This window comes from Pseudomonas sp. LH21 (assembly GCF_036549575.1).
GTDB lineage: Bacteria > Pseudomonadota > Gammaproteobacteria > Pseudomonadales > Pseudomonadaceae > Aquipseudomonas > Aquipseudomonas peradeniyensis.
Window position 1 is genome coordinate 5561493 of sequence record NZ_CP144367.1, and the last position, 21835, is coordinate 5583327.

The window sequence follows — 21835 nt, forward strand, 5'->3', positions numbered from 1 at the left end:
GGTACTTTTCATGTCCCAAGAATTCGATTACATCATCGTCGGTGCCGGCTCGGCCGGTAACACCCTGGCCACCCGTCTGACCGAAGACGCCAGCGTCACCGTGCTGCTGCTGGAAGCCGGTGGCCCCGACTATCGCTTCGACTTCCGCACCCAGATGCCGGCCGCCCTGGCCTTCCCGCTGCAGGGTCGTCGCTACAACTGGGCCTACGAGACCGATCCGGAGCCGCACATGGACGGTCGCCGCATGGAATGTGGCCGCGGCAAGGGCCTGGGCGGCTCGTCGCTGATCAACGGCATGTGCTACATCCGTGGCAACGCCATGGACTTCGACGGCTGGGCGGAACTGCCAGGCCTCGAGGACTGGACCTACCTGGACTGCCTGCCGTACTTCCGTAAAGCCGAAACCCGCGACATCGGCCCGAACGACTACCACGGCGGCGACGGCCCGGTCAGCGTGGCCACGCCGAAAGCCGGCAACAACCCGCTGTTCCACGCCATGGTCGAAGCCGGCGTGCAGGCCGGTTACCCGCGCACCGAAGACCTCAACGGCTACCAGCAGGAAGGCTTCGGCCCGATGGACCGTTCGGTGACCAAGAACGGCCGTCGCTCCAGCACCGCCCGCGGCTACCTGGACCAGGCCAAGAAGCGCCCGAACCTGACCATCGTCACCCACGCCCTGACCGACCGCGTGCTGTTCGACAACAAGCGCGCCGTTGGTGTGACCTACCTGGTGGGTGACAGCGAAGAGCGCGTCGAAGCCCGCGCCCGCAAGGAAGTCATCGTTTCCTCCGGCGCCATCGCCTCGCCGCAGCTGCTGCAGCGCTCCGGCGTCGGCCCGCGCGCGCTGCTGGAAAGCCTCGACATCCCGGTGGTCCACGACCTGCCAGGCGTCGGCGAGAACCTGCAGGACCACCTGGAACTGTACCTGCAGTACGCCTGCACCCAGCCGGTGTCGCTGTATCCGTCGCTGCTGTGGTGGAACCAGCCAGCCATCGGCGCCGAGTGGCTGTTCAACGGCACTGGCATCGGCGCCAGCAACCAGTTCGAGGCCGGCGGCTTCATCCGCACCCGTCCTGAATTCAAGTGGCCGAACATCCAGTACCACTTCCTGCCGGTAGCGATTAACTACAACGGCTCGAACGGTGTGAAGGAACACGGCTTCCAGGCGCACATGGGTTCCATGCGCTCGCCGGCCCGTGGTCGCATCCAGGCCAAGTCGAAAGACCCGCGCCAGCACCCAAGCATCCTGTTCAACTACATGTCCACCGAGCAGGACTGGCAGGAATTCCGTGACGGTATTCGCCTGACCCGCGAAATCATGGCCCAGCCGGCGCTGGACCCGTACCGCGGTCGCGAGATCAGCCCAGGCGCCCACGTGCAGACCGATGAAGAGCTGGACAAGTTCATCCGCGAGCACGCCGAAACCGCCTTCCACCCGTCCTGCTCGTGCAAGATGGGCACCGACGACATGGCAGTGGTCGACGGCGAAGGTCGCGTCCATGGCATGCAGGGCCTGCGCGTGGTCGACGCCTCGATCATGCCGCTGATCATCACCGGCAACCTGAACGCCACCACGATCATGATCGCCGAGAAGATCTCGGACAAGATCCGTGGTCGCAAGCCGCTGCCGCGCAGCACCGCCAAGTACTACGTGGCGGGCGATGCACCAGTGAAGGGCAAGCCGATGCGTGAAGTGAAGCAGGCCTGATCAGGCCCGTGGGAGCGGGCTTGCCCCGCGATAGCGAGAGATCTGCTGACATCGCTGTTCTGACGGACACCATCGCGGGGCAAGCCCGCTCCCACGCTCCCCCCTGATCCAAAAGGCACCTCTCGAGGTGCCTTTTCTACATATGCAGAAACGCTTTACAGCCTGCCAATTCATCAGGTTAGAATCGATTGGCACGTGACCTGCTAGTTCATGCTGCAAGTCTTATTCCCCGCTGTCCCGGAGTACCTGCCTTTGGATGCGAGCACCATAAACAGTCTGTTCCTGATCGGCGCGCTGCTGGTCGGGGCCAGTATCCTGGTCAGCTCGCTGTCGTCACGCCTGGGCATCCCCATTCTGGTCATCATCCTCGCGGTCGGCATGCTCGCCGGGGTCGATGGTGGCGGCATCATCTTCAACAACTACCCGACCGCCTACCTGGTGGGCAACCTGGCACTCGCCGTGATCCTGCTCGACGGCGGCCTGCGCACCCGGGTGGCGAGCTTCCGCGTGGCGCTGTGGCCGGCCCTGTCGCTGGCCACGGTCGGCGTCTTGATCACCACCGGCCTGACCGGCATGGTCGCCGCCTGGCTGTTCGACCTGAGCCTGATCCAGGGCCTGCTGATCGGCGCCATCGTCGGCTCCACCGATGCCGCGGCGGTGTTCTCGCTGCTCGGCGGCAAGGGCCTGAACGAACGGGTCACCGCCACCCTGGAGATCGAGTCGGGCAGCAACGACCCGATGGCGGTGTTCCTCACCGTCACCCTGATCGACATGATCGCCAGCGGCCAGACCGGCCTGCACTGGAGCCTGCTCACCCACCTGCTGCGCGAGTTCGGCATCGGCGGGCTGATGGGCCTGGGCGGCGGCTGGCTGATGCTGCAACTGGTCAACCGCATCAACCTGGCCAGCGGCCTGTACCCGATCCTGGTGGTGGCTGGCGGCCTGGCGGTGTTCTCCCTGACCAACGCCCTGCACGGCAGCGGCTTCCTCGCCGTCTACCTGTGCGGCCTGGTGCTGGGCAACCGGCCGATCCGCAGCCGCCACGGCATCCTGCACATGCTCGACGGCATGGCCTGGCTGGCACAGATCGGCATGTTCCTGGTGCTCGGCCTGCTGGTCACGCCCCACGACCTGCTGCCCATCGCCCTGCCGGCCCTGGGCCTGGCGCTGTGGATGATCCTGGTGGCCCGGCCGCTGTCGGTGGTGGCCGCCCTGCTGCCGTTCAAGGCCTTCCATGGCCGCGAGAAGGGCTTTATCAGCTGGGTCGGCCTGCGTGGCGCGGTGCCGATCATCCTGGCGGTGTTCCCGCTGATGGCGGGGCTGCCCCAGGCCCAGCTGTTCTTCAACCTGGCCTTCTTCATCGTGCTGGTGTCGCTGCTGGTGCAGGGCACCAGCCTGCCGTGGATGGCCAAGCTGCTGAAGGTCACGGTACCGCCTGACCCGGCGCCGATTTCCCGCTCCGCGCTCGAAGTACACGTCACCAGCGAGTGGGAGCTGTTCGTCTATCGCCTGGGCGCCGAGAAATGGTGCATCGGTGCCGCCCTGCGCGAGCTGAAGATGCCCGAGGGCACGCGCATCGCCGCGCTGTTCCGCGGTGAGCAACTGCTGCACCCGTCGGGCAGCACCGTGCTGGAAATCGGCGACATGCTCTGCGTGATCGGCCACGAACATAACCTGCCGGCGCTGGGCAAGCTGTTCAGCCAGGCACCGCAGCGTGGCCTGGACCTGCGCTTCTTCGGCGACTTCGTCCTCGAAGGCGATGCCGAGCTGGGCGCGGTGGCCGCGCTGTATGGCCTGAAACTCGATGGCCTGGACGCGAAGATGCCGCTGGCGCAGTTCATCCGACAGAAGGTCGGAGGCGCTCCAGTAGTGGGCGACCAGATCGAATGGCACGGCACGATCTGGACCGTCGCGGTCATGGACGGGAACAAGATCCAGAAAGTGGGCGTCAGATTCCCCGAAGGTACCCGCCCCGGACCCGGGCTGTTCCTCTAAACTCCGATTTGCCGCGTAACACAAGAACTCTGCCTATGTCCCTGCGTGACCATTGCCGCGCAGCCCTGCTGGGGCTGTGCCTGACCTTCTCGTTCGCCGCCGGCGCGGTGGAAATCCCGACCACCCCGGGCATCCAGAGCAGCCTGAGCAAGATCGCCGAGCGCAAGCTGCCGGAAACCGAGCAGAAAGCCGTGCAGCAGGTGCTGGAGCAGACCCTGGCGCTGCTCAACGCCCGCGACGACAGCGAAAAGAAGCTCGAAGCCCTCAAGCAGCAGCTGGCCAGCGCGCCCCAGGAAATCCGCGACAGCCAGCGCGAGCTGATCAAGCTCAAGGCCAGCCCCACCCTGCCGGTGGCGCAGCGCTATGCCAGCCTGACGGTGCCGCAGCTCGAACAGATGCTCAGCGAGCGCAGCACCCAGCAGGGCGACCTGCAGAAGGCGCTGTCCGAAGCCAACAGCCTGATCATCAATTCGCAGACCCGCCCTGAACGCGCCCAGGCCGAGATCAGCAACAACCAGATGCGCGTCCAGCAGATCAACAACAGCCTCAAGAGCGGCAAGGACAACGGCAAGTCGATCAACGCCGACCAGCGCAACCAGCTCAACGCCGAACTGGCCTCGCTCAACGCCCTGACCCTGCTGCGCCGCCAGGAGCTGGCCGGCAACAGCGTGCTGCAGGACCTGGGCAATGCCCGCCACGACCTGCTGATCGAGCGCGCCACCCGCCTGGAACAGGAAATCCAGGACCTGCAGACGCTGATCAACGAAAAGCGCCTGGCCCAGTCGCAACAGACCGTCACCCGCCAGTCGATCGAGGCGCAGAAGGCCGGCGGCAGCAACCTGCTGGCCACGGAGAGCACCGCCAACCTGCAGCTGTCCGACTACCTGCTGCGCAGCACCGACCGCCTCAACGAGGTGACCCAGCAGAACCTGCGCACCAAGCAGCAGCTCGACAGCCTTACCCAGGCCGACCAGGCCCTGGACGAGCAGATCAACGTGCTCAAGGGCAGCCTGCTGCTGTCGAAGATCCTCTACAAGCAGAAACAGGCCCTGCCGCACCTGAAGCTTGACCGCGACCTGGCCGACCAGATCGCCGATATCCGCCTCTACCAGTTCGAGGTCAACCAGCAGCGCGAACAGATGAGCAGCCCGTCCAACTACGTGGACAAGCTGCTGGCCAGCCAGCCCGAGGAAGATGTCACCCCGCAACTGCGCAAGGCCCTGCTGGAAGTGGCGATCACCCGCGGCGACCTGCTCGAACGGCTGAACCGCGAACTGTCGGCGCTGCTCAACGAGTGCATCACCCTGCAACTGAACCAGAAACAGTTGCTGAGCACCGCCCAGAACCTGCGCACCACGCTGGAAGAGCAGATGTTCTGGATCCCCAGCAACAAGCCGCTGGACTGGCAGTGGCTGCGCGAAGTGCCCGAGCGCCTGACCTACCAGGTGGCCAGCCTGCCGTGGGGCGCGGGTATCAAGGAGCTGGGCGACGGCCTGGTGCAGCAACCGCTGCTATTCCTGCCGCTGATCCTGGTGATCGGCGCCCTGCTGTGGCGGCGCAAGGCGCTGTACCGACGGCTGGGCAAGGTCCACCAGGACATCGGCCACTTCAAGCGCGACAGCCAGTGGCACACGCCCCAGGCGATCCTGATCAACATCCTCCTGGCCCTGCCAGTGGCCCTGGCCCTGACCCTGGGCAGCTACGCCCTGCAGCTCGATGCCCGTGGGCAGAATGCCAACCTCGGCGCCGCCCTGTGGCAGATCGCCCAGGCCTGGCTGGTGTTCTACACCGCCTACCGCATCCTCGCCCCGGGCGGCGTGGCCGAGATCCACTTCCGCTGGCACAAGCCGCAGGTCGAGTTCCTGCGCGGCTGGGTACGCCGGCTCGGCACCGTGGTACTGGCCCTGGTCGGCGTGGTGGCGGTGGCCGAGCACCAGCCGTCGGCCCTGGCCGACGACGTGCTGGGCATCGGCGTGGTACTGACCTGCTATGCGCTGATGGCCTGGCTGCTCAGCCGCCTGCTGCTGAGCAGCCCGGCGCACCAGAACACCTCGCTGTTCCGCAAGGCCGTCGGGGTTGCTTTCACCGCCCTGCCCATCGCCCTGTTCGTGGCGGTGTGCTTCGGCTACTACTACACCGCCCTCAAGCTCACCGACCGGCTGATCTACACCCTCTACCTGCTGCTGTTCTGGCTGGTGATCGAGGCCGCGTTCGTGCGTGGCCTGTCGGTGGCAGCGCGGCGCCTGGCCTACCAGCGCGCCCTGAGCAAACGCCAGGCGGCCAAGGAAGGGCTCGACGGCGAGGTGGTGGTCGAAGAGCCGACCCTGGACATCGAGCAGGTCAACCAGCAGTCCCTGCGCCTGATCCGCCTGGCCCTGCTCGGCGGCTTCATCGGCGGGCTGTACTGGGTATGGGCGGACCTGATCACGGTATTCGCCTACCTCAACAACATCACCCTTTACGAGTACAGCAGCGGCACCGGCGCGGCGGCCAGCATGGTGCCGATCAGCCTCGGCGACCTGCTCGGCGCCATGGTCATCGCCGGTATCGCCGTGGCCCTGGCCAGCAACCTGCCGGGGCTGCTCGAAGTGCTGGTGTTGTCGCGCCTGAACCTTGCCCAGGGCAGCGCCTACGCCATCACCACGTTGCTGTCCTACGTGATCGCCGGCGTCGGCATCGTCAGCACCCTGGCCACCCTCGGGGTCAGCTGGGACAAGCTGCAATGGCTGGTAGCGGCACTGTCGCTGGGCCTTGGCTTCGGCATGCAGGAGATCTTCGCCAACTTCATCTCCGGCATCATGATCCTGTTCGAGCGCCCGGTGCGCATCGGCGACACCATCACCATCGGCAACCTGTCCGGCACAGTGAGCAAGATCCGCATCCGCGCCACCACCATCACCGACTTCGACCGCAAGGACATCATCGTCCCCAACAAGACCTTCATCACCGGCCAGCTGATCAACTGGTCGCTGACCGACACGGTCACCCGGGTGACGCTGAAGCTGGGCATCGACTACGGCTCGGACCTGGACCTGGTGCGCGACCTGCTGCTCAAGGGCGCCCACGAGAACCCGCGGGTGCTCAAGGACCCGGAACCGCTGGTGTACTTCCTCAACTTCGGCGAAAGCTCGCTGGACCACGAGCTGCGCATGCACGTGCGCGACCTGGGCGACCGCAACCCGACGCTGGACGAACTGAACCGGTATATCAACCGCGAGTTCAAGGCGCACAACATCAAGATCTCGGTGCGCCAGGTGGAGGTGTTCCTGATGGATACCAAGGGTGACAAGCAGCAGTTGATCCCGATGGAGCGCAAGCCGGACAGCACGCCGCCGAGTTGAGTGGACGCCAAGGGGCATGCACCCTGACAATGTCCTACCGCATCGCGGGGCAAGCCCGCTTCCACACTGCTGCGTGGGAGGGGGCTTGCCCCGCGATCATTCCAATCGCGGAGCCGGCCTGTGAAAAACCTCGACCACCTGACCTTCGACAACCGCTTCGCCCAACTCGGCGACGCCTTCTCCACCCAGGTCCTGCCCGACCCGATCGCCGATCCACGCCTGGTCGTCGCCAGCGAATCAGCCATGGCCCTGCTCGACCTCGACCCGGCCCAGGCCGAGCTGCCGGTGTTCGCCGAGCTGTTCAGCGGCCACAAGCTCTGGGAAGAGGCCGACCCACGGGCGATGGTGTATTCCGGCCACCAGTTCGGCTCCTACAACCCGCGCCTGGGTGACGGCCGCGGCCTGCTGCTGGGCGAGGTCCTCAACGATGCCGGCGAGCACTGGGACCTGCACCTCAAGGGCGCCGGCCAGACGCCCTATTCGCGCATGGGCGACGGCCGCGCCGTGCTGCGCTCGTCGATCCGCGAATTCCTCGCCTCCGAGGCCCTGCACGCCCTGGGCATTCCCAGCAGCCGCGCGCTGTGCGTGATCGGCTCGAGCACCCCGGTATGGCGCGAGACCCGCGAGAGCGCCGCCATGCTCCTGCGCCTGGCCCAGAGCCACGTGCGCTTCGGCCACTTCGAATACTTCTACTACACCAAGCAACCGGAACAGCAGCGGGTGCTGATCGACCATGTGCTGGAGCAGCACTACCCCGAGTGCCGCGACGCCGAGCAGCCCTACCTGGCCATGTTCCGCACCATCATCGAGCGCAACGCCGAACTGATCGCCCGCTGGCAGGCCTACGGCTTCTGCCACGGGGTGATGAACACCGACAACATGTCGATCCTGGGCATCACCTTCGACTTCGGCCCCTACGCCTTCCTCGACGACTTCGACGCCAACTTCATCTGCAACCATTCCGACGACCGGGGTCGCTACAGCTACGCCAACCAGGTGCCGATCGCCCACTGGAACCTCAGCGCGCTGGCCCAGGCCCTGACCACCGTGATCGAGGTCGAGCCGCTGAAGGAGGCGCTGGGACTGTTCCTGCCGCTGTACCAGGCGCACTACCTGGACCTGATGCGCCGCCGCCTGGGCCTGACCACCGCCGAGGACGACGACATGGCGCTGGTCGAGCGCCTGCTGCAATGCATGCAGCGGGGCGGCGTGGACTACACCTTGTTCTTCCGCCGCCTGGGCGAGCAGCCCGTGGCCGAGGCCCTGCAGGTGGTGCGGGAAGACTTCATCGACCTGGCCGGTTTCGACGCCTGGGGCGCCGAGTACCAGGCGCGCTGCGCGCGCGAAGCGGGCAACGCAGAAGGGCGCCGCGAGCGCATGCATGCGGTCAACCCGCTGTATGTGCTGCGCAACTACCTGGCGCAGAAGGCCATCGAAGCCGCCGAGGCGGGCGACTACAGTGAAGTGCGGCGGCTGCACCAGGTGCTGGGCAAGCCATTCGAGGAACAGCCCGGGATGCAGGCCTATGCCGAGCGTCCGCCGGAGTGGGGCAAGCACCTGGAGATCAGCTGTTCGTCATGAACCCCGGGGCGGCCCTTTCGCGGCACAAGGCCGCTCCTACAGGAAACGCATCCCCATGTAGGAGCGGCCTTGCCGAGGCGTCGGACCGGCCGGAAAGGGCTGCACAGCAGCCCCAGCAATATCAAGGAGATAAAATGTCCGAACCCCTGGTAATCCCCTGCCCCCACTGCAACGGCCTCAACCGCCTGCCCGCAGAGCGCCTGGGCGACAGCCCCAAATGCGGCCGCTGCAAGCAGGACGTACTGCTCGCTCAGCCCTTCGAACTGAATGAGGGTGCCTACGCCGCCCAGATCAAGGGCGACCTGCCGCTGTTGCTGGATGTCTGGGCCGACTGGTGCGGCCCCTGCAAGAGTTTCGCCCCGGTGTTCGAACAGGCCGCGCGCCAGCTCGCCGGTCGCTGCCGTCTGGCCAAGCTCGACAGCGAGGCCAACCGCAACCTCGCCGGCCAGCTCGGCATCCGCTCGATCCCCAGCTTGATCCTGTTCAGGAATGGCCGCGAAGTGGCTCGCCAGGCTGGGGCGTTTCCGCTGCAGTCGTTGCTGGAATGGTTGCGCAGCCAAGGAGTCTAGATACGCTCACACACTGGCCAGAAGGGACTCATAGGGAATCCTCAGACCATCATGCAAGCGTTTGATCATCAAGAGACTCAAGCCTCGCTTGCCGTTCAATACTTCGGAAACGCGACCGCTCGGACCGATATAGCGCTCAAGATCACGCGGCGTCAGCCCTTGCTGGTCCATGCAGAACTTGATCGCTTCGATCGGCCCCGCTGAATGAATCGGATAGTGCTTGTTCTCATAAACTTCGATCAATGTCACAAGCACTTCCATTTCATCCGCCTCCGGTGTCCCGGCTTCGGCCTGGAAAATGGCTTCCAGCCGCTTGAAGGCGGCCTGCAGGTCATCATCACTGCGAATGGGCTTAATATTCATTGATCGTCTCCACGTCGATCTCGTCATAGCGCTTGTGCGTTCCGACGAATTTCACCCAGGCAATACCTGCCCGATACTGCATTTCCACCACGAGCCGGTACTTGTTGCCTCCGATGTTGAACACCACACGATTGTTCGCGCAGATGCTGGCATTGCCAATCTGCGCCTTCACGTCCTGTGGAGAACACCAATCGGCCTTGAGCACCAGGTCATGCCAGCTTTCCAGCGGCGCCTTGGCATCCTCATGCCCGGGCAGCTCCCAGAACCGGACCAATGATCGCTTTGCAATAATTCGCATCCCGGCGAAATCTCCCGTTTTGGGAGATACTAGTCAGGATAAGTACTGCTCGCAAGTACCGTCTAGGCACTACGCTCCAATAGATCATGCAACTCGACGAACTGCTGGGTCAGCTTGTGCCGTGGCTCCAGGTGGATCAGCGGCAGGCTGGCATGGTGGGATTCGCGCATCTTCACCGAACTGCCCAGGTACACCGGCAGCACCGGCAGGCCCTCGGCCAGCAGCTCGTCGAGCATCTGCTGGGGCAGGCTGGCCCGTGACTGGAACTGGTTGACCACGATGCCCTCGACCATCAGCTCGTCGTTGTGGTCTTCCTTGAGTTCATCGATCTCGGCCAGCAGGCCGTACAGCGCCTGGCGCGAGAAGCTGTCGCAATCGAAGGGAATCAGCACGCGATCTGCGGCGATCAACGCGGAAACCGCGTAGAAGTTCAACGCTGGCGGCGTATCGATGTAGATCCGCTCGTAGTCTTCGTCCAGCTCGTCGAGCAGTTTGCGCAGCTTGTTGATCTTGTGCTTGGCCTCGAGCTTGGGCTGCAGGTCGGCCAGCTCCGGGGTGGCGGTCACCACGTGGAGGTTATCGAAGGGGGTTTCGTAGATATCGACCTTGTTCTTCTTGGCGAACGGCCCACTGGACAGCGACTGCTTGAAGAAGTCGGCGATGCCCATGGGAATGTCGTCGCCGGTCAGGCCGGTGAGGTACTGGGTCGAGTTGGCCTGGGCATCCAGGTCGATCAGCAGGGTCCGATAGCCTTCATTGGCACTGACCGCCGCAAGATTGCAGGCAATGCTCGACTTGCCCACGCCACCTTTCTGATTGAACACCACGCGCCGCATGACAGACCTCCGTGTATCAACGAATGCCCGAGTATGTGGCGCCGCACCGCTTATGACCAGCACTTCGCTCAAGTTGGGCGGCCAGCGACCGACAACCTGTCACTGACCAGCCGTCGGAAAACCCTTACGCAGCAGATCCGATTCGATACTTCTGCGCAAATGCAATGTCTGACTGGCAGGAATGTAACGACTAATTGCTACACACCTCCGTCACCGGGATAATGCGCGCCACTCGGCAAAGCGTCACCCCGCAAGGTCTGTGTTCCGAGTCATCCCCAAGGCAAGGAAGTCCCACAGGGCGGGAAGTAACAAGCACCGTGATCACCTTTGATATCAGCCAATGGCGCGCCTGGGCGCCCGGCCTGCAGACGCCCGACGACTGGCAGTCCTGGGCCGACCATGACCTGCACCCATGCGCCGTGGAGCAGGTGCCGGACGTCTCGTTCCTGCCCGCCATGCAACGCCGCCGCCTGAGCCCGCTCGCACGCATGGCGTTCGCCGTGGGCTGGCCGCTGGCCGAGGGTTGCGAACCGATGCCACTGGTGTTCGTATCGCGCCACGGCGAAACGCCGCGCACCTTGTCGATCCTCAGCGACCTGGCCGCACGGCAGCCGCTGTCGCCCACCCAGTTCAGCCTCTCGGTGCACAATGCCGTGATCGGCCTGTGGTCGATCCTGCGCGGCGAGACGTGCGAGATGACCGCCCTGGCCGCGGCTGGCGACGGTTTCGAGCAAGGCCTGCTGGAAGCCGCAGCCTTGCTGCGCGAAGGGGCGCCGGCGGTGCTGCTGATCATCGCCGAGGAACAACCGCCGTCGGTCTACGGCCCCTGGATCGACGACGTGCCGTTTGGCTACGCCCTGGCATTGCGCCTCACGCCTGGGCGACAATGGCAGTTGGCACTAGGCCACCCCTCATCACCCGATGCTCCCCGCCCCGCGCTGCCCCACGCCTTGAGCTGGCTGCAAGCCACGCTGGGTGGTGCCCGAACCCTTTCCCATACCTGGAACCGCCGCACATGGAACTGGCAACGACAGCCATAGAGCGCCCCCGGGACGCCTACCTGTGGCGCCTGCTGGCAACCGCCCTGAGCTTTGGCCTGTTCGGCCTGGGTGGCCTGTGCCTGCGCCTGTTGGTATTCCCCCTGCTAGCCTGCCTGCCGGGTGACCCCGCGCGCCACCGCCAGCGCGCCCGGCGCACCATCGGCTGGCTGTTCTGGCGCTTCATCCGTTTCATGCAGGTGGCCGGCGTGCTCACCTACGAGATCAAGGGCGCCGAGCGCCTGGGCCGCCCCGGGCAGATGATCATCGCCAACCACCCGTCGCTGATCGACGTGGTGTTCCTCATCGGCCTGGTGCGCCAGGCCAACTGCGTGGTCAAGCACAGCCTGTTCGCCAACCCGTTCACCCGCGGCCCGGTGAGCGAGGCCCAGTACATCGGCAACGACGGCAGCATGGACATGCTCGACAGTGCCGTCGCCACCTTGCAGCAAGGCCAGCCGCTGATCATCTTCCCCGAAGGCACGCGCACCGCGCCCGGCCATGTCCCCGCCTTTCATCGCGGCGCCGCGGCCATCGCCCTCAGGGGTGCGAAGATCATCACGCCCGTGACCATCCGGGTCAGCCCCACCACCCTGACCAAGAACGAGCCCTGGTACCGCATTCCCTGGCGCCGCGTGCATTTCTGCTTCAGCGTCGGCGCCGACATCGACCCCCAGGCCTTCGCCGCCATGGGCCCGGCGCCGATCGCGTCGCGCCGACTCAACGATTTCCTGCACCAGCACTACACAAAGGAGCTCGCCGCCGATGAGCGATCCACAGCAAGACCTGAACCGTGACCTCAAGCAACTGATCATCGACGCCCTGGGCCTGGAAGACATCAGCGTGCAGGACATCGACGACCAGCAGACCCTGTTCGGCGAAGGCCTGGGCCTGGACTCGGTGGACGCCCTCGAGCTCGGCCTGGCGATCCAGAAGCGCTACGGCATCAAGATCGACGCCGACGCCAAGGACACCCGCAACCATTTCAGCAACGTCGCCACCCTCGCGGCGTTCGTCACCGCTCGTCAGGCAGCCTGAGACCGCACCATGCAAACCCGTGAAGACATCTTCAACATCCTGCGCGACGCCCTGGTCGAGCTGTTCGAACTGGAATCCGAGCGCGTGACCCTGGACGCCAACCTGTACCAGGACCTGGAAATCGACAGCATCGATGCCGTCGACCTGATCGACCACATCAAGCGCCAGACCGGCAAGAAGATCGCCGCCGACGACTTCAAGTCGGTACGCACCGTCGGTGACGTGGTCGAGGCGGTGCACCGCCTGGTCAACCCGGCGGCATGAAACGCCTGATCGGCCTCGGCCTGCTGCTGGCCGGGCTGCTGTACCCCTTCGCGGTGCACTTCGGCATGGCCCATTTCGCCCCCTGGCAATTCGGCCTGCTGCTCGGCGGCCTGTGGCTGGCCCGTGCCCTGAGCACGCCGCGCCGCCCGGGCAGCCTGTGGATGGCGCTGGCGGCGCTGGCGTTCTGCGCCCTGCTGGGTCTGTCCGACAGTCCGCATCTGCTGCGCTGGTACCCGGTGCTGATCAGCGCCTTCATGCTGGCCCTGTTCGGCGCCAGCCTGCTGCGCGGCATGCCGGTGGCCGAACGCCTGGCGCGTCTGCGCGACCCCGACCTGCCGCCCCATGCGGTGCGCTACACGCGGCGGGTGACGCAGGTGTGGTGCCTGTTCTTCCTGGTCAATGGCGTGGTCGCCGCGGGCCTGACCCTGTGGGCGCCGCTGGCCTGGTGGACCCTGTACAACGGCCTGATCGCCTATGCCGCGATGGGCCTGCTGTTCGCCGTCGAATGGCTGATAAGACAACGTGTGCGAGGACGCTCATGAAATGGATCAACCTCGAACACCTGCTGCGCCCGCTGGACGCCCCGCGCCAGGTGACCCACGCACCATCCCTGGACCACGCCCAGCTCAGCCTACAGGCCCTGCGCCTGGCCGGCGGCCTGCGTGAGCGTGGGATCCGCCGCCTGGCCGTGCATCTGGAAGACGCCGCGTCGCTGGCCATCGCCCTGCTCGGCGCCTGGCGCGCTGATGCCGAAGTGCTGCTGCCCGCCGACCTGCAGCCCGCCACCCGGGAGCGCTGGCAGGCCCATGTCGACCTGTGGCTGACCACCGACGAGCAGCTCGACGACCTGCTGGGTGAGGCCCTCGACCCCACCGACCTCGACCTCGACACCTGCCGCATCAGCCTGTGCACCTCCGGCTCCAGCGGCGAGCCCAAGCGCATCGACAAGCAGCTGCGCCAGCTGGCCAACGAGGTCAATGCCCTGGAGCAGCTCTGGGGCAAGGACCTCGGCACGGCCTGGATCATCGGCAGTGTCGCCACCCAGCACATCTACGGCCTGCTGTTCCGCGTCCTCTGGCCACTGTGTGCCGGGCGTGGCTTCGAGCGCCGCCAACTGCCATTTCCCGAAGACCTGCAACGCGCCAGCCGCGAGCACCCGGCGTTCGCCTGGGTGGCCAGCCCGGCACTGCTCAAGCGCATGGGCGACAACCTCGACTGGCCGGCCCTGGGCCCGGTGCGCAGGGTGTTCTCCTCCGGCGGCGAACTGCCGTCGGTCGCCGCCGAAAGCCTGCAACAGCGCCTGGGACAATGGCCCACCGAGATCCTCGGCAGCTCCGAGACCGGCGGTATCGCCTGGCGCCAGGGCGAGCCGCTGTGGCAACCCTTTGCCGACGTGCAGTTGAGCCAGGATGACCAGGGCGCCCTGCGCATCGCTTCGCCCTACCTGCCCGCCGGTCATGTCGAACAGAGCGCCGACGCCGCCGAGTTCAGCGACGACGGGCGCTTCCGCCTGCTCGGTCGACTGGACCGCATCGTCAAACTCGAAGAAAAACGCATCTCGCTGCCCATGCTCGAACAGGCACTGTGCGCCCATGCCTGGGTCGCCGAAGCACGCCTGGGGGTGATCGAGAAAGGCCGCGCCTACCTCGGCGCCCTGGTGGCCCTGGCCCCGGCCGGGCTGCACGCCCTGCGCAACCAGGGCCGCCGCGCCGTGATCGACGGCCTGCGCCAGCACCTGGCCGGCCATTGCGAGGCGCTGGCCCTGCCACGGCGCTGGCGCCTGGCCCGGCAGTTGCCGCTCAACACCCAGGGCAAGCTGCCCCAGGCCGAGCTGCAGGCCCTGCTGCTGGCCCCACGCAGCATGGCACCAGAGGTGCTGGGCCAGACGCAGCAAGGCGAAGAACTGCATCTGCGCCTGGCCATCCCCCTGGACCTCGCCTGCTTCCCCGGGCACTTCCCGCAAACGCCCGTGCTCCCGGGTGTGGTCCAGATCGATTGGGCAATCGCCCTGGCTGCCTCGCGCCTGCAACTGGCCCAGCGCTTCGCCGGTATGGAAGTGCTCAAGTTCCAGCAGCTGGTGCGCCCGGGCGACGAACTGCTGCTGACCCTGCGCTTCGACGCAACACGCGGCAAACTCTACTTCGCCTACACCTGTGCCGGACAACCCTGCTCCAGTGGCCGCATCGTGCTGGAGGCCGCCCATGCATAAGCCCTGCGCGGTGATCCCGGTGTACAACCACGAGCAGGCGCTGCCCAAGGTGGTCGACGACCTGCTGCGCGCCGGCCTGCCCTGCGTGCTGGTCGACGACGCCAGCCACGCGGCCTGCGCCCGGGTACTGGGCCAGCTGGCCGAGCGCGACGACGTTCACCTGGTCACCCTGGCGGTCAACCAGGGCAAGGGCGGCGCGGTGATGGCCGGCCTGCGCGAAGCTGCGCGACTGGGCTTCAGCCACGCCCTGCAGGTGGACGCCGACGGCCAGCATGACCTGGCCGATGTCAGCCTCTTCCTGACCCAGTCGCAGGCTTATCCGCAGGCGCTGGTGTGCGGTTATCCACAGTACGATGCCAGCGTGCCCAAGGGCCGCCTGTATGCCCGCTACCTGACCCACGTGTGGGTGTGGATCAACAGCCTGTCGCTGCGCATCCCCGATTCTATGTGCGGTTTTCGTGTCTACCCGCTGCCCGCGACCCTGGCGCTGATCGACAGCGTCAGCCTCGGCCGGCGCATGGATTTCGACCCGGAGATCCTGGTGCGCCTGGCGTGGCGCAACCAGCCGATGCGCTGGTTGCCGACCAAGGTCCATTATCCCCAGGACGGCCTGTCGCACTTTCGCCTGTTCCACGACAACGCACTGATCTCGAAGATGCACGCCAAGCTGTTCTTCGGCATGCTCGTGCGCGCCCCGCTGATCCTCTGGCGCAGGTGGCAGGCATGAGCGAGCGCCCGCAACACTGGGCCGAGCACCAGGAACGCGGCAGCTTCTGGCTGATGAAGCTCACCGCCACCCTGGCCCGCCTGCTCGGGCGGCGCGTGCTCAGCCCGCTGATCCATGTGATCGTCGCCTACTTCTTCGTCTTCGGCGGCCGCGCCCGGCGCAGCGCCTGGCAGTACCAGCAGCGCCTGCACCGCTGGAGCGCCGGCCAGGTCCAGGCGCCCGGCCAGTGGCGCGTGTTCCGCCAGTTCATGTCATTTGCCGAAGCCCTGCTGGACAAGCTCGACGTGTGGAACGGTCGGCTGGCGCTTTCGCAGATCGACATCGTCGACCCGGCCAACCTGCGCCAGCAGTTGCGCGGCGAACGCGGGCAAATGCTGGTGGGCGCGCACCTGGGCAACCTGGAAGTGTGCCGGGCCCTGGCCGAGATCGGCGAAAAAGTGACCATGAACGTGCTGGTGCATACCCGCCATGCCGAACACTTCAACCGCCTGCTGGGCGAAGCCGGCGCCAGCCACCTGCGGCTGATCCAGGTCAGCGAGCTGGACCCGGCAGTGATGCTGCAACTGTCGGAGCGCCTGGAGCGTGGCGAGTGGCTGGCGATTGCCGGCGACCGCGTGCCGCTGCATGGCGGTCGCACCGTGGAGGTGGACTTCCTCGGCCACCCGGCGGCGTTCCCCCAGGGGCCATGGCTGCTGGCCGGGCTGCTCGGCTGCCCGCTCAACCTGCTGTTCTGCCTCAAGCTTCAGGGCCGCTACCAGGTCACCCTCGAGCCGTTCGTCGAGCGCCTGCAGTGGCGCCGTGGCCAACGCGACGCGGTGATCGCCGAATGGACCGCCCGCTACGCCGAACGCCTGGGCCACTACTGCGCCCAGGCACCGCTGCAATGGTTCAATTTCTACCCCTTCTGGAAGACCGATGACGATGCATCCGCATGAGCCTGTAACCTTCGGCGAAGCGCCGCTGGCGATCGAAGACGTCCTGGCCCTGGCCGAGCGCCGCGCGCCGTCGCGCCTGCAGGCTGACGCCACCTACCGCGAGCGCATTGCCCGTGGCGCGCGCTTCCTCGACACCTTGCTGGACAAGGAAGGGGTGATCTACGGCGTGACCACAGGCTACGGCGACTCCTGCGTGGTGGCCGTGCCGCTGGAGCACGTCGAGGCCCTGCCCCGCCACCTCTACACCTTCCACGGCTGCGGCCTGGGCCGGCTGCTCGAGGCGCCGGCGACCCGCGCCGTGCTGGCGGCGCGCCTGCGCTCGCTGAGCCATGGCGTGTCGGGCGTGCGCCTGGAGCTGCTGGAACGCCTGCAGGCGTTCATCGAGCACGACATCCTGCCGCTGATCCCGGAAGAAGGCTCGGTTGGTGCCAGCGGCGACCTGACACCGCTTTCCTACGTGGCCGCGGCCCTGTCGGGCGAGCGCGAAGTCATGTACCGGGGCGAGCGCCGCAGCAGCGCCGACGTGCACCGCGAACTGGGCTGGCAGCCCCTGGTGCTGCGCCCCAAGGAAGCGCTGGCGCTGATGAACGGTACGGCGGTAATGACCGGCCTGGCCTGCCTGGCCTTCGCCCGTGCCGATTACCTGCTCAAGCTGGCCACGCGCATCACCGCGCTCAATGTCGTCGCCCTGCAGGGCAACCCCGAACACTTCGACGAGCGCCTGTTCGCCGCCAAGCCACACCCGGGGCAGACCCAGGTCGCCGCCTGGCTGCGCCAGGACCTGGCCATCGAAGCCCCGCTGCCGCCGCTGCACCGCCTGCAGGACCGCTACTCGCTGCGCTGCGCGCCCCATGTGCTGGGCGTGCTGGCCGACAGCCTGGGCTGGCTGCGCGGGTTCATCGAAACCGAGCTCAACAGCGCCAACGACAACCCGATCATCGACGGTGATGCCGAGCGCGTGCTGCACGGCGGGCATTTCTATGGCGGGCACATCGCCTTCGCCATGGACAGCCTGAAGAACCTGGTGGCCAACGTCGCCGACCTGCTCGACCGCCAGCTCGCCCTGCTGGTGGACGTGCGCTACAACCACGGCCTGCCAAGCAACCTCTCGGGCGCCCCCGCCGAACGCGCCATGCTCAACCACGGTTTCAAGGCCGTGCAGATCGGCGCCAGCGCCTGGACCGCCGAGGCGCTCAAGCAGACCATGCCCGCCAGCGTGTTCTCCCGCTCCACCGAATGCCACAACCAGGACAAGGTGAGCATGGGCACCATCGCCGCCCGCGACGCCCTGCGCGTGCTGGAGCTGACCGAACAGGTTGCCGCCGCCACCCTGCTGGCCGCCAACCAGGGGGTCTGGCTGCGCCAGCGCCTAGCCGACGCGCACGCTTTGCCGCCTACCCTGGCGCAGATGCATGCGGCCTTGCTGGAGGACTTCGCCCCAGTCATCGAGGACCGCGCCCTGGAGCAAGACCTGCGCCTGTGCCTGGCCCGTATCGGCCAGCGCCACTGGAGGCTGCATGCGTAATCCCGGGGTGTTCCACGTCGACAGCGAGATCGTCGTGCCATTCTTCGACGTCGACAGCATGCACATCGTCTGGCACGGCCACTATGTGAAGTACCTGGAAGTCGCCCGCTGCGCGCTGCTCGACCGCCTGGAGCACGACTATCTGCGGATGCAGGCCAGCGGCTATGCGTGGCCTGTTATCGATCTGCAGCTGCGCTACATCCGCGGCGCCACCTTCGGCCAGCGCCTGACCGTGCGCGCCAGCCTGGTGGAATGGGAAAACCGCCTGAAGATCCACTACCTGATCAGCGACGCCGCCAGCGGCGAGCGCATGACCCGCGCCAGCACCGTTCAGGTGGCGGTACACCTTGAAAGCGGCGAAATGCAGCTGGCCTCGCCCCAGGTGATGCTCGATGCCGTCGCCAAGGTGCTGCCATGAGCGCCGCGCTGTGCACTGGCATTGCCGGCCTCTTCGCGGGTAAACCCGCTCCCACAGGCACCGCGAAACCTGTGGGAGCGGGTTTACCCGCGAAGGTCCCGACACTGCTCGCCCTGTTGCTGCTGTTCATAAGCCCCCTGGCAATGGCCTTCACCCTCGACGACCTGCAAAAGCAGCTCAGCGAACCCGCCGTGGTCAGCGGCCCGTTCATCCAGGAAAAGCACCTGCGCGCCCTGCCCCAGCCGCTGACCAGCAAGGGTCGCTTTGTCCTGGCCCGCGACCACGGCCTGCTCTGGCTGTTGCAGTCCCCGTTGCGCCAGGACTACCGAATCGACGCCCAAGGCATCGCCCGCCGCGACCTAAGCGGCTGGCAAACCCTGCCCGCGCGCAGTGCCGGCGCCGAGCAGAACCGCCTGTTCTTCGCCGTGCTGCAAGGCGACAGCAGCGGCCTGCAACGCGATTTCGAACTGGCGCTTTCAGGCGACGCCGCGCACTGGCAATTGCGCCTGACCCCACGCTCGCTGCTGCTCAAGCAAGTCTTCACCCGCATCGACATCGTCGGCGGGCGCTACGTCGAGCGCATCGAGCTAAGCGAAACCCAGGGCGACAGCACCGTGCTGCGCATGCCCGGAAGCCGTGGCGCCAGCGCCCTCAGCGACGCGGAGCGCAGCGATTTTGCCGACTGAACGCCTGCTGCCGCGCCTGTTCGCGGGCCTGCTGCTGATCATGCTTGCCGTGGCCGGCTGGCAATGGCATCGCGGCGCGCCGCTGTCGGCCGACCTGATGACCCTGGTGCCCGGCGCCACCCAGGACCCGCTGGTCAAGCAGGCCGAGCAGCGCATGCAGGAGCCGCTCAACCGCGAGCTGCTGGTGCTGGTCGGCCATTCCCAGCGCGAGCAGGCCGTCGCCCTGGCCCAACGCCTGGCCGGGCAATGGCAGGCCAGCGGCCTGTTCGAGAAGGTGCAATGGAGCCTGCAGACCGACCTGCAAACGCTACGCAGCCAGTTGCTGCAGGGCCGCGTGGCCATGCTCTCGACCCACGACCGGCAGCTGCTGGCCGAGCAGCCCGACGCCTTTGTCGAGCAACGCCTGCAAAGCCTGTTCGACCCCTTCGCCGGCTTCAGCCTGGTGGCAAGCCAGGATGACTGGCTCGGCCTGACCGGTCGCATCCAGCAGAGCCAGCCCAAGCCGGTCAACGTGCAGCTGGACACCGCCAGCGGCGCCCTGGTGGCCGAAGCCGACGGCCAGCAGTGGGTGCTGCTGCGCGCCCGCACCTTGGGCAACGCCTTCGACATGCACCTGCCCTTGCAGGTGGCCGACCTGCTGGCCCGCGCCCGCGACGACGCCGGCCAGCAAGGTGCCCGACTGCTGGCGGCCAGCGGCCTGCTGCATGCCGCGGCCGGCCAGCAACAGGCCAGCCGCGAGATCACCTGGGTCGGCGGCGGCGCCACCGCGGGCATCCTGCTGCTGTTGCTGCTGGCCTTCCGCCGCTGGCGCGTGCTGCTGGCCTTCGTGCCGGTGCTGGTGGGCATGCTGTTCGGCTCGGTGGTGTGCGTGGCGTTGTTCGGGCAGATGCACGTGATGACCCTGGTACTCGGCTCCAGCCTGATTGGCGTGGCCGTGGACTACCCATTGCACTACCTGTCCAAGAGCTGGAGCCTGCACCCCTGGCGCAGTTGGCCGGCCGTGCGCCTGACCCTGCCAGGGCTGAGCCTGAGCCTGGCGACCAGTTGCATTGGCTACCTGGCCCTGGCCTTCACGCCGTTCCCCGCGCTGACCCAGATCGCCGCATTCTCGGCCGCCGGCCTGGTCGGCGCCTACCTCAGCGCCGTGTGCCTGCTGCCGGCGTTGCTCGGCGGTGTCGAGCTGCGCCCGGCGCGGTGGCCACTGCGGGTCGCGCAATGGCTGACCGAACTGCGCGCCGGCCTGCTGCGCCGAGTCCCCAGCGCCGCGCTGCTGGCCCTGCTGGTGCTGTTCTGCGCCGCCGGACTGTGGAGTCTGGACAGCCGCAACGACGTGCGCCAGTGGGTCGGCAGCCCGCCGCACCTGCTGGAAGAAGCCCAGGCCGTGGCGCGCATCACCGGCTACCAGCCCACCAGCCAGTTCTACCTGGTACGCGCCGCCGATCCACAGCAACTGCTGGAACGCCTGGCGGCGCTGTCGGAAAAGCTCGACGAGCTGGTCGACCTGGGCAAGCTCAAGGGCTACATGTCCCTCGATCGCCTGGTCGCCAGCTCCGCCGAGCAGGCGCGCACGCTGCAGGCGCTGGATCGCCTGCCCGGACACTGGCAACCACTGCTGGCCCAGGGCGTGCCGGAAACCGCGCTGCTGGCCGAACTCAAGCAATTGCACCAGCTGCCGATCCAGTCCATCGACGATGTCCTCGCCGGCCCCCTGGGCGAAGCCTGGCGCCCCTTGTGGCTGGGCCAGGTGGACCAGGGCGTGGCCGCCATCGTCAGCCTCCAGGGGCTGAACGATACCGCCTTGCTGCGCCTGCAGTCCGAGGGTCTGCCTGGCGTGCAACTGGTGGACCGGCTGGGTGAGCTGAACCAACTGTTCGCCGCCACCCAGATCAGCGCCGCCGAGCTCAAGCTGCTGTCGTGCGTGTTGATCCTGGTACTGCTGGTGCTGCCGTTCGGCCTGCGCGGTGCCTTGCGCATCGTCGCCCTGCCGCTGCTCGCCGCGCTGTGCAGCTTGGCCCTGCTGGGCTGGCTCGGGCAGCCGCTGACGCTGTTCAGTCTGTTCGGCCTGCTGCTGGTGACCGCCATCGGCGTCGACTACGCGATCCTCATGCACGAGCGCGTCGGCGGCGAGGCGGTGAGCCTGCTGGGCACCCTGCTGGCAGCGCTGACCACCTGGCTGTCGTTCGGCCTGCTGGCCCTGTCGAGCACTCCGGCGGTAAGCAACTTCGGCCTGGCGGTGAGCCTGGGCCTGGCAATGAGCTTCATCCTGGCCCCCTGGGCCGCGTCGCGCGAAGGAGCGCACAGCTGA

Annotated in this window: 20 protein-coding genes; 17 read left to right on the forward strand and 3 right to left on the reverse strand. The window is 66.8% G+C overall.

Annotation, left to right across the window (positions count from 1 at the left end):
- Positions 1-10: 10 nt before the first annotated feature.
- From betA to trxC, 5 genes are all read left to right on the forward strand, one after another.
- Positions 11-1708, forward strand: coding sequence for a choline dehydrogenase (gene betA / locus VUG52_RS25295; protein WP_050707308.1), 1698 nt, complete (start codon positions 11-13; stop codon positions 1706-1708).
- Between the two features lie 252 nt (positions 1709-1960).
- Positions 1961-3703, forward strand: a complete 1743-nt coding sequence (locus tag VUG52_RS25300) for a potassium/proton antiporter (RefSeq protein ID WP_050707309.1) — start codon at positions 1961-1963, stop codon at positions 3701-3703.
- Positions 3704-3738: 35 nt separating this feature from the next.
- Entirely contained in the window at positions 3739-7044 is a 3306-nt protein-coding gene (gene mscK, locus VUG52_RS25305; RefSeq protein WP_050707310.1) for a mechanosensitive channel MscK, read from the forward strand.
- 120 nt (positions 7045-7164) lie between these two features.
- A complete protein-coding gene (gene selO, locus VUG52_RS25310; protein ID WP_331832233.1) occupies positions 7165-8625 on the forward strand; it encodes a protein adenylyltransferase SelO in 1461 nt (486 codons plus the stop codon).
- Between the two features lie 134 nt (positions 8626-8759).
- Complete coding sequence (trxC, locus tag VUG52_RS25315) at positions 8760-9194, forward strand: thioredoxin TrxC (RefSeq protein ID WP_050707312.1); 435 nt, start codon at positions 8760-8762, stop codon at positions 9192-9194.
- Between the two features lie 6 nt (positions 9195-9200).
- Here trxC and VUG52_RS25320 read toward each other — a convergent pair whose 3' ends face one another.
- The 3 genes from VUG52_RS25320 to VUG52_RS25330 form a co-directional block, all read right to left on the reverse strand.
- On the reverse strand, positions 9201-9557 hold the full coding sequence (locus VUG52_RS25320) for a helix-turn-helix domain-containing protein (protein WP_050707313.1): 357 nt from the start codon (positions 9555-9557) through the stop codon (positions 9201-9203).
- Positions 9547-9855 (reverse strand): type II toxin-antitoxin system HigB family toxin, encoded by a 309-nt coding sequence (locus VUG52_RS25325; protein ID WP_050707314.1) that lies wholly within the window; start codon positions 9853-9855, stop codon positions 9547-9549. Before VUG52_RS25325 ends, VUG52_RS25320 begins: the two co-directional genes overlap by 11 nt.
- Positions 9856-9917: 62 nt before the next feature.
- Positions 9918-10691 carry a ParA family protein gene (locus tag VUG52_RS25330; RefSeq protein WP_262974119.1) on the reverse strand — a complete coding sequence of 258 codons (774 nt, stop codon included), beginning with the start codon at positions 10689-10691 and terminating at the stop codon, positions 9918-9920.
- A gap of 317 nt (positions 10692-11008) precedes the next feature.
- Here VUG52_RS25330 and VUG52_RS25335 point away from each other — a divergent pair, with 317 nt between their 5' ends.
- From VUG52_RS25335 to VUG52_RS25390, 12 genes are all read left to right on the forward strand, one after another.
- Complete coding sequence (locus tag VUG52_RS25335; RefSeq protein WP_050707316.1) at positions 11009-11731, forward strand: beta-ketoacyl synthase chain length factor; 723 nt, start codon at positions 11009-11011, stop codon at positions 11729-11731.
- Entirely contained in the window at positions 11707-12525 is an 819-nt protein-coding gene (locus VUG52_RS25340) for a lysophospholipid acyltransferase family protein (protein WP_050707317.1), read from the forward strand. The genes VUG52_RS25335 and VUG52_RS25340 overlap by 25 nt, the downstream gene beginning before the upstream one ends.
- On the forward strand, positions 12494-12766 hold the full coding sequence (locus VUG52_RS25345) for a phosphopantetheine-binding protein (protein ID WP_186711983.1): 273 nt from the start codon (positions 12494-12496) through the stop codon (positions 12764-12766). Before VUG52_RS25340 ends, VUG52_RS25345 begins: the two co-directional genes overlap by 32 nt.
- Positions 12767-12775: 9 nt before the next feature.
- On the forward strand, positions 12776-13030 hold the full coding sequence (locus VUG52_RS25350; protein WP_050707319.1) for an acyl carrier protein: 255 nt from the start codon (positions 12776-12778) through the stop codon (positions 13028-13030).
- A complete protein-coding gene (locus VUG52_RS25355) occupies positions 13027-13572 on the forward strand; it encodes a hypothetical protein (protein ID WP_050707320.1) in 546 nt (181 codons plus the stop codon). Before VUG52_RS25350 ends, VUG52_RS25355 begins: the two co-directional genes overlap by 4 nt.
- Positions 13569-15239: an AMP-binding protein gene (locus tag VUG52_RS25360; RefSeq protein ID WP_331832235.1), complete on the forward strand. Its 1671-nt coding sequence runs from the start codon at positions 13569-13571 to the stop codon at positions 15237-15239. The genes VUG52_RS25355 and VUG52_RS25360 overlap by 4 nt, the downstream gene beginning before the upstream one ends.
- Positions 15232-15966: a glycosyltransferase family 2 protein gene (locus tag VUG52_RS25365; protein ID WP_262951388.1), complete on the forward strand. Its 735-nt coding sequence runs from the start codon at positions 15232-15234 to the stop codon at positions 15964-15966. The genes VUG52_RS25360 and VUG52_RS25365 overlap by 8 nt, the downstream gene beginning before the upstream one ends.
- Complete coding sequence (locus VUG52_RS25370; RefSeq protein ID WP_050707323.1) at positions 15963-16901, forward strand: LpxL/LpxP family acyltransferase; 939 nt, start codon at positions 15963-15965, stop codon at positions 16899-16901. Before VUG52_RS25365 ends, VUG52_RS25370 begins: the two co-directional genes overlap by 4 nt.
- Positions 16882-18426 carry an HAL/PAL/TAL family ammonia-lyase gene (locus tag VUG52_RS25375; RefSeq protein WP_050707324.1) on the forward strand — a complete coding sequence of 515 codons (1545 nt, stop codon included), beginning with the start codon at positions 16882-16884 and terminating at the stop codon, positions 18424-18426. The genes VUG52_RS25370 and VUG52_RS25375 overlap by 20 nt, the downstream gene beginning before the upstream one ends.
- The gene (locus tag VUG52_RS25380) at positions 18419-18844 is read left to right on the forward strand and encodes an acyl-CoA thioesterase (protein ID WP_050707325.1); all 426 of its coding nucleotides are present in this window, start codon (positions 18419-18421) and stop codon (positions 18842-18844) included. Before VUG52_RS25375 ends, VUG52_RS25380 begins: the two co-directional genes overlap by 8 nt.
- Before the next feature lie 143 nt (positions 18845-18987).
- On the forward strand, positions 18988-19530 hold the full coding sequence (locus VUG52_RS25385; protein ID WP_262974124.1) for an outer membrane lipoprotein carrier protein LolA: 543 nt from the start codon (positions 18988-18990) through the stop codon (positions 19528-19530).
- Positions 19520-21835, forward strand: a complete 2316-nt coding sequence (locus VUG52_RS25390; RefSeq protein ID WP_262974125.1) for an MMPL family transporter — start codon at positions 19520-19522, stop codon at positions 21833-21835. The genes VUG52_RS25385 and VUG52_RS25390 overlap by 11 nt, the downstream gene beginning before the upstream one ends.